The 7,433-nt window shown below is 58.8% G+C and carries 6 protein-coding genes and 2 pseudogenes; 2 read left to right on the forward strand and 6 right to left on the reverse strand.

Features of this window, described 5'->3' with window-relative positions; translation table 11 throughout:
• Positions 1–251, forward strand: a 251-nt coding sequence (locus tag JT360_RS32515; RefSeq protein ID WP_214477441.1) for a hypothetical protein, incomplete at its 5' end; no start/stop codon positions are given.
• A gap of 1,503 nt (positions 252–1,754) precedes the next feature.
• Here JT360_RS32515 and JT360_RS32520 read toward each other — a convergent pair.
• Together JT360_RS32520 and JT360_RS32525 are read right to left on the reverse strand one after the other, a co-directional pair.
• Complete coding sequence (locus JT360_RS32520; RefSeq protein WP_214477443.1) at positions 1,755–1,919, reverse strand: DUF3309 family protein; 165 nt, start codon at positions 1,917–1,919, stop codon at positions 1,755–1,757.
• Between the two features lie 484 nt (positions 1,920–2,403).
• On the reverse strand, positions 2,404–2,835 hold the full coding sequence (locus JT360_RS32525; RefSeq protein ID WP_214477445.1) for a hypothetical protein: 432 nt from the start codon (positions 2,833–2,835) through the stop codon (positions 2,404–2,406).
• 424 nt (positions 2,836–3,259) lie between these two features.
• On the opposite strand from JT360_RS32525, the gene JT360_RS32530 reads away from it, so the two are divergent.
• On the forward strand, positions 3,260–3,463 hold the full coding sequence (locus JT360_RS32530) for a CsbD family protein (RefSeq protein WP_214477446.1): 204 nt from the start codon (positions 3,260–3,262) through the stop codon (positions 3,461–3,463).
• A gap of 258 nt (positions 3,464–3,721) precedes the next feature.
• On the opposite strand, the pseudogene JT360_RS34195 reads toward JT360_RS32530, so the two are convergent.
• From JT360_RS34195 to JT360_RS32550, 4 genes and pseudogenes are all read right to left on the reverse strand, one after another.
• Positions 3,722–3,880 (reverse strand): annotated as a pseudogene (locus JT360_RS34195) (DUF5943 domain-containing protein); the annotation flags it as partial.
• Between the two features lie 493 nt (positions 3,881–4,373).
• A pseudogene (locus tag JT360_RS32540) lies at positions 4,374–4,757 on the reverse strand (GNAT family N-acetyltransferase); the annotation flags it as partial.
• Between the two features lie 53 nt (positions 4,758–4,810).
• Entirely contained in the window at positions 4,811–5,035 is a 225-nt protein-coding gene (locus JT360_RS32545) for a hypothetical protein (RefSeq protein WP_214477450.1), read from the reverse strand.
• A 331-nt stretch (positions 5,036–5,366) separates the two neighbouring features.
• Positions 5,367–6,368 (reverse strand): DUF1236 domain-containing protein, encoded by a 1,002-nt coding sequence (locus tag JT360_RS32550; protein ID WP_214477452.1) that lies wholly within the window; start codon positions 6,366–6,368, stop codon positions 5,367–5,369.
• Positions 6,369–7,433: the final 1,065 nt, after the last annotated feature.

Here is a 7,433-nt window from a genome sequence, read left to right on the forward strand (position 1 = left end):
CTGATCACCTCGAAACGCCGAAGCTGCCGCTCCGGGTCAAGCGTAAGGTCAAGTCCAGACACAAGCCGATCTCCGATCCCAATACAGGATCGGCAACCTCACAGATCGCGGCCACTCCCGAAAGGTGGTCCGGAAACACCGCTTACGCTTTGATCTTTGTGTCCTTTACCTTTGCGATCATCCCATTGACTCGCGCCTTCGCATCAGCTTCCGAGAGCCCGGTGCGCGCGGCCACAAGTTGCGCTAAATAGGCATTGTCATCAGCCGAGACATCGCCCGCCGGGCCGAAGAGAATTCGCCAAGCTGCATGGCGAGACCGCCGTCTCCTACAACCGCGAAAATGACCGCCGCTACGAGCGCCACGATGCTTGTCGGTCGAGGACCCCTTCAATATCATCGGGCCTGGTGATGCTGTAGCCGATGCCACCCATTGCTTCTGCGGCCAGGGCGAAAATCGATTGGCTGGAGTCCGCAGGCAAATTGCGGATTGCGGTAGCATCGGTTCATAGGCGTCGACGATTGCCTCGATGATTACGGGACCTTAGGCGGCGAAGGCAGCGCCGCGCATGCCGGATGAATATCGCAAGAACATGCGCACCCCTAATAGAAACAGCAGGCCGCGGGGAAATTGAAACAAACCCCGCTCAGGAGCCTTTGAAGACGATGACGGCGCGACGTGATGTCATGGGGAGTGCCGTAATATTGTCTATGCGTTGGGTAGGCTGGGTGGCGCCGAGGAACACACACTAGCGGGTGAAGACAAGGGAGCCGACATAGTTCGGGGTGCATCAAAGGTGAAAAGAAACGGCCGCGTCGATGTGCTGACGTGGGAATTCGCCACCTGGGTCGCGTCTAGCCGTCATTCGGCGCTCAGCGATACCTTTCTGAGCCGGCGCGGGCGCTAACGTTAAGAAGTACCGGCCGACCATCTTGCGGTCAGCCCATCAGGTTGTTCCTAAAGACAGCGGATGCCGTGCAGGCCCAATCATTTATCGATGCTTGTTTGGATCGCGGAAAGCGAATTTCCATAAGCGCAAAAAGCTCCTTTGAAACAGCCGCTTCGAGACCTCGGAGGAAAACGGCCGGCTCTCGCAGACGTATACAAATTGAGTACTTTCTTGGCTGAACCTTTGCTTCGGATCGCATCATGCATTTCTTACGATGACCGCTGGCTCCCTCAAGCGGTCCACGGTCGCGAGGTGTCGCACTGGCGACCAGAATGCGTGAAGCCTGCGCAGCCACTGCAGCGTCGTTTTGAGGATTAGCAGCCGCCGTGCGCTACAAAATTCCTCTCGAGCTTCTCGTAATCAAAATAAAATGCTCAACCAGATCGCTTGGGAACAGATGATTTTCTCGGCATCAGCATCATCACAGTCATTACCGGCACAGCGACCAGGCCATTCACTACGGCGCTCAAGTCCAGCCAATGCCCGAGCTGATTTTCTGAACGACTGACATCAAGGGATAGCTGATAGCATGCTCCAAGCCAGGCCGTAGCCGGCCTGCGATAGGTCGCTTAGCCACTAGGGTCTTTCATCAGAAGCCCCGGTTATAAGACGCGGCCTAACCAGCAGACAAAAACCCGCAGTTCAACAAAGTTGCCAACGCGAATGCAAACAGGCTTCGTTGTCGTCACGGCCAGAAATATAGGCAGAGGTACACTCGAAGGCGACCTGCGAGAAATCATTTGCCGGCCTATCCCAACGAGAAGTCCCTCTCGGAAAGATGCGTATCGCCTGCTGCTGGGGGAAACCCTAAATTCGCCCAAGAACAACTAAGATGACTACGATGAGTAGCAACAGGCCGAGGCCGCCGCCGCCGTAATAGCCGGTGCCATAGAACGGTCCGCCTCCCAAGCCGCTTAAGCCCCCAAGGAGGGCAAGGATAAGAATGATGATAAGGATGGTTCCAAGACCCATGATCTATGCTCCCCTTGTTGCGTTGCCGCCTCTATTGCAATAGCGCGGCGATGCGCGTGTCGATGAGTATGAACTCGCAAAAGGCTTTCCTGTTCCGCCAAGAAGCGTCACAGTCCAGCCTCATGCTGCAGAAGAAAGCCGTTGGTTCACGAAAAAGCCCACCGGCTGGGAGCCGGCGGCAATCGGCCGCCCCAACTCACAGCTGGGGCTGAGGATTCGGTGGAAGCGGAGATATCCGACTCCATTATAGCCTCCTACCGCGCAAAAAGCATAATAAGAATGATAATCGGAATGGGAACACCGAGCAGCCAGAGCAAGATACCGCGACCCATCGAAACCTCCCGCAATGTGAAACGATATCTAACAATGTCATTGGAGGGATTCTGTTCCGCGAACTCGCCGAGCGACTATTAGCGACCATTATCGCAAGGTTGAAGCCAGCACACCGAAGGATGGTGGCCGCGGCCGCGCAGCGCGACGAGTCTCAATGCGCCATATGGCGCTTCAACCAAGCGAGAATCCTGTTTCCGTTAATCGTTCTGCGGACCCGGCCGGCGGCCCACCTGGCATGCATCGTGGCACCGGCCTGGCAGCTACAGACGATCTCATGCAATTCCCAATCCGAGAGTTCGAAGAAGTGCTTGGCTTCTCCATAACTGTCCGATTTCAGGCCCGAGGCGCGCAGCAGCGAATCCTCGAAGGCAACGGTGATCGGGGATCCAGCCGCCCGCGCTTCTGCGCGAACTGAGGGATGCAGATGCTCTGTGCCGGTGAGCGAGACTAGGCGGCGCGTGGGATCGCGCTCAAGCAGTTCCGCCCACCGCTCTATCCGTTGCGTTTTGGTCCTGAGCAGAGCTGCCGCCAACGGATTGATGTCCGCGATGGACTGCAGCTCTTCGAGTGTCTGGTGTTTCATAGCTGTCTCCTGTGCGCCCGAAGGTTGTTCCTAAAGCTGGCGCCCGTGAGAGGCGGGAGCGCGGGAAGATCAGATCGCGCACCCGATCTCAACTGACACCCAGCTAAGGTATCTGGATCGACACAGAACTTTCATCCGTCTCTAACGTTCCAGCGCCAGGGACAGATTCCTTGCCAATGAGTTACAAGCTAGCAGCGATATGCTCTTAGGAAGGAATCAAAGGACGTGTTCACCGGGCAACCTGGCGATGGCTGGGTCCACCGGGCGGCCTCGACATGGAGTATGCTGACGATTTGCTGGACCTCTTGAATGGTCGCGATCTGAAGCGAAGGGCCGCCCGCGGTGATCTTTGATGGCAACCCCTTCCCGGAACCTCCCACGCCAGATGACGTTTCACCTTCTGCGAAACCAAGGAGGCCATGTCATGGACTGGAACCGTGTGGAAGGAAACTGGAAGCAGGTCAAAGGCAAGGTAAAGGAGCAGTGGGGCAAACTCACCGACGATGACCTTGACCGTATCGCCGGTAAACGTGATCAGCTCGAAGGCAAGATTCAAGAACGCTACGGCATCGAAAAGGATCGCGTGCGCCGGGACGTCGACGATTGGTATCGCCGACAAGGTTGGTAGAACTCCGACCGAGTGAAGCGGTTGAACTGATCGAGGCAGAGGCGCACGACCGCGCGGTATAGGAGTGCGTCGGGCTCGCGCACCTCGAACGCAACATATCTTTTCGCACTCGACTGCCCGCTGCTGGCCTGCTTCCAGGGCGAAGATTGAATTCCTCAGGCTGATGCAGCCGCGATGCTTTTTGACATCCAGCCCCTCGATCGAGAAGTGGCCCCAGCCGCGTTGCGACAGGCGCGGGAAATAGTGGCGGAAGGTGGCCTCGGGATCGAGACCTTTGATCCGCACCTGCGCCACGCACCATTCGATGGCGGATTTGGCCGTCGACGCGAGCAGGACGGTGCGATACGCCTCGCGGCCGAGGGCTGCCTCGACCGCAAGATGGTTGTTCACCAAGAAATGCCCGGGCAGATAGACCACGGGCAGCCCGTCGGTCCGCCAGATGCCGGTTGTCTCATCGATCGATCGGAACCACGGGCTGCATGATGCCCTGGCCTACTGCGGCCAGACAGTGATAGCAAACCGCCGCTAAAGTCGCCAAAAGACACTTGATTGGCAGGCACGACATGATCGGAATGGCCGCAAATTGCGGAGGTGGCCATCAACGCCGTCTCCTTTTGTTGAGCTCGTCGGCTGCGACGGCCTGCAAACGGCAGCGGATCGTCGGCCTATGCTCGGTTGCCGCCGAAGTTCCGAACTGCCAATTGTGCGACTTTAAAGGCACAGATCATGAACATTCGACCTCGTAGGTGTTCTCAGGCTTCCCGTTCGGCTTGAGGCATGTTGTTCTGGAATGACGCGTTCGGGGCCGTGAACGGACTGACGGCTTCTAGGCTGAAGTCATCAGCAGGCGGACGCGACCTCGTTGCGCACCTAGACAGCACAAACAATCTCTATTGGCGGGTGGCTCGGCCTAGCAGTCTGGCATCGCGTTGTTCGCCAACAGTGACAATCCGATGTCTCCGTCGGGCGCAAACCGCTCGCAGGGCTCGCCGTCGGACTCATCGATGAAGCTCTCGATATGCTTGAAGCCGAGCTTCGCCAATATCCGCAGCGACGCGAAATTGCGCGCAGCCAGCTCGGCCGTCAGCTGTTCAAGCGCCAGAGTTTCCAAGGCGTAGCGGAGGACTTCGCGCGCCGCCTCGCTGCCCAGTCCATGCCCCCAATGCGCACGCGCCAGCGCAAATCCCAATGCCGCTGCCTTGGCGTCGATTGCGCGGAAGGACAGGGTTATCGTCCCGATCGAGTCCGATACTCCTGCTTGGTCTATGGACCACAGAATCGCCTTACCGTCAGCGAACCGCCGACGCGAACAGACGAACCATCGCTCGCCTGAACGCTACCGGTCTACTACAATCCGACAAACCGAAAATCGACCATGGTCGGGAGCAAGATATCGGCAGGGAGGTCGCTACCCTTTTTGACCGGGCCTGCGTGGTCAGGGCAGCGCGTCGTCGAACTTGGTTCGATGGTCACGTCGATGAAGTCGCGGAGCACTTGGGTGAAGTCCTGAATCTCGACGTGAAAGCTTTGCAATCCCGCGTGCACATAAGCGCAGGCCCGACGGTCGGCCATGTTCGCCGCCCGAAGAACACGAGCCGACCGGCGTCGTGCAGCGCGACCGGTCGGGTCAGGAATAGACGGGCGGAACAGCTTGTCCAGTATTCTGGTCAACGCGGTCGGCGAGGTCCAAGTGCCGTCCCGTTTGGTGTCGATTACCCCCGCTCGTAAGAGCAGGGCCGAAATCCCAGGCGTAGCGATCGGCCGGCTGGAAGCGAAACGATCGGCCGCTCGTCCTCAAGCCACTCGGTTCATCCGGCATTCCGCGTATTTCGAGACCGGGCAAAAAGATGCCGCCGAGGCTTGCGGCACGGCGGACCTTTTGCTTTTCGCGATGTTGTCCGGATCAGGCCTCCAGGATCGCCACGATCTCGTAGCTGTCCGGATCGACAATAACGATGCGTCCGTCGGCCAGCACGAAATACTCGTAGCGTTCATAAGCCGGGACGATCTTGACGATACGGGATGGCAGCCGATGTAGGCGGATCTTATGCCGCGGCACCTCGACGCCAACCGAGATGTCGAAGCCGACATCGCGAACCGGCTGGACGTGGGTCTCGTGGATGATCTGCGTGATCTGCGTCTTCTGCTCGACCGTCACGTTGTTGATCGAGGCCGTCTTGTTCTGGTCGGTCTGGACGTTGGTGTTGCCCTGGGCGTTCTGCTCGCTGGTTGTACCGGTCTTACCCTGGGCATTCTGCTGGCTCTGCATCTTGGTTGTACCCTGGACGTTCTGCTCAGTGGTGGTGCCGGTCTTGCTCTGCGCGTTCTGCTCGGTGGTTGTACCGGTCCTACGCTGGGCATTCTGCTGGGTCTGCATCTTGGTCGTACCCTGGGCGTTCTGCTCAGTGGTTGTGCCGGTCTTGCCCTGGGCATTCTGCTCAGTGTTCTTCATCTCGGTCTTGCCCTGGGCCTGCTCGTTTGTCTTCGAACCCTTTGGGCAATTGGCCATGCCGGTCTGACACTTAGCCGTACCCTGAGCCTGCTCCTCGGTCTTGGTGCCAGCCTGACCCTGGGCCTGCTCGGTGGTCTTCGTCTTGGTCTTGCCCTGAGCCTGCTGCTCGGTGCTGGTGCCGGCCTTGCCCTGGGCCTGCTCATCGGTCTTTGCCTTGGCCTTACCCTGAGCCTGCTCCTCGGTGTTGGCGCCGGCCTTGCCCTGGGCATTCTGCTCGGTCTGCGACTTCATCTTGCCCTGGGCCTGCTCGCCCGCCTTGCCGCCCTTCTGGCAGTCGGCTTGGCCGGCGGCGCAATTGTCGCCTCCGCTCGGCTGCGCGGATTCGGTCTGCGCCATCGCGGCCCCGCAACCGACGCCGAGCGCGATCATGCTCGTGATCAGAAGATGTTTCATCTGATTTCTCCTCGGAAAATCGGTCCCTTCATTCCAATAAACCCCAGGCGAAAGGCATTGTTCCGAATTTGCCCGAAAACCCCGGTGACGTTTGTGAAAAGGCCGACGGCGATTTTTTCAGGAACAAGGCCCAGCCGTCGGCGTTTGTCAGTGCCCATGCTGTGGATATCGCAGGCGCAGCGTAAGGAGCGATTTGCTCACGTCACGACGAAAGGACCACGAAAGATGTCGTTCGCGTCGGGCGACCGGATCGCCTCGCGTTAGGAGGCGCACCGCATTAAGTGGCGGCCTTGGTCGGGGCCCGGGCTTCGAGGGCGATCACCACGAGGTTGCGGTATTTGTCCATGGCCTTCGGGCTCGAAGAGATCGGGTTGATCTTGATCGCCATGAGGCCTCGACATCGGTAGCCTTGGCAAGCTCGATCAACTTCAGGTATCAGGCGCGTCGGGCCGAGGATCGCGGCGCGCCCCGAGGGACAAAAAGGTAACGCTCTGAAGCGCTAGGTAAGCGGCTTTCAAGATCGGATCGGCTCCAACTGGCTTGAGCGCGAAACTCGGTTCTAGGTTGGAAGTTGATCCCGTCAGCCCATTTACGCCCCTGATGGGCGTCCTAATTCCCTGTGCCAAGCAAATCTTCGTGACAAGCAAATCTTCACTGACGTCGGCAGCTTAGGCGCAGATCGCCAGTAGTGCCCTCTCCTCCTCTCGGCCAGCCTTGATGTGGTCGCAGCTGCGGTTGCCCCTTTCGTGGACGGCCTTGCCGAATGATATGCACGCGTCTTGTGCGCCCCAATCAGCCCTTGCAGGTCATTGGAGGGCTGCCGACCTTGGCTCAGCGACTTTGTGCCGAGAGCGTTTGCTGCAACGGTCGAGGCGGCGACTGCGATGCCGGAATGGAAGAGCAAGGCGCGGCGACTGATCCTGGACGTGGTAACTCTCCTCTTCATTTTGCGACACGCCGGATCGGATGCTGTGAATATCACTATCACCGACCTCGACGGTTCGCCCATCTGGCACGAACAGCCAGGGCACGAGCCTCTGGAGATGGACGCTTAGAGAACGCGCA

This window comes from Mesorhizobium sp. dw_380 (assembly GCF_018588885.1).
Classification (GTDB): domain Bacteria; phylum Pseudomonadota; class Alphaproteobacteria; order Rhizobiales; family Rhizobiaceae; genus Mesorhizobium.

Coding starts and splice junctions, on each gene's coding strand:
- JT360_RS32525 (WP_214477445.1), bottom strand. CDS start 2,835: ATGAAACACCAGACACTCGAAGAGCTGCAGTCCATCGCGGACATCAAT.
- JT360_RS32545 (WP_214477450.1), bottom strand. CDS start 5,035: ATGGCCGACCGTCGGGCCTGCGCTTATGTGCACGCGGGATTGCAAAGC.
- JT360_RS32550 (WP_214477452.1), bottom strand. CDS start 6,368: ATGAAACATCTTCTGATCACGAGCATGATCGCGCTCGGCGTCGGTTGC.
- JT360_RS32530 (WP_214477446.1), top strand. CDS start 3,260: ATGGACTGGAACCGTGTGGAAGGAAACTGGAAGCAGGTCAAAGGCAAG.
- JT360_RS32520 (WP_214477443.1), bottom strand. CDS start 1,919: ATGGGTCTTGGAACCATCCTTATCATCATTCTTATCCTTGCCCTCCTT.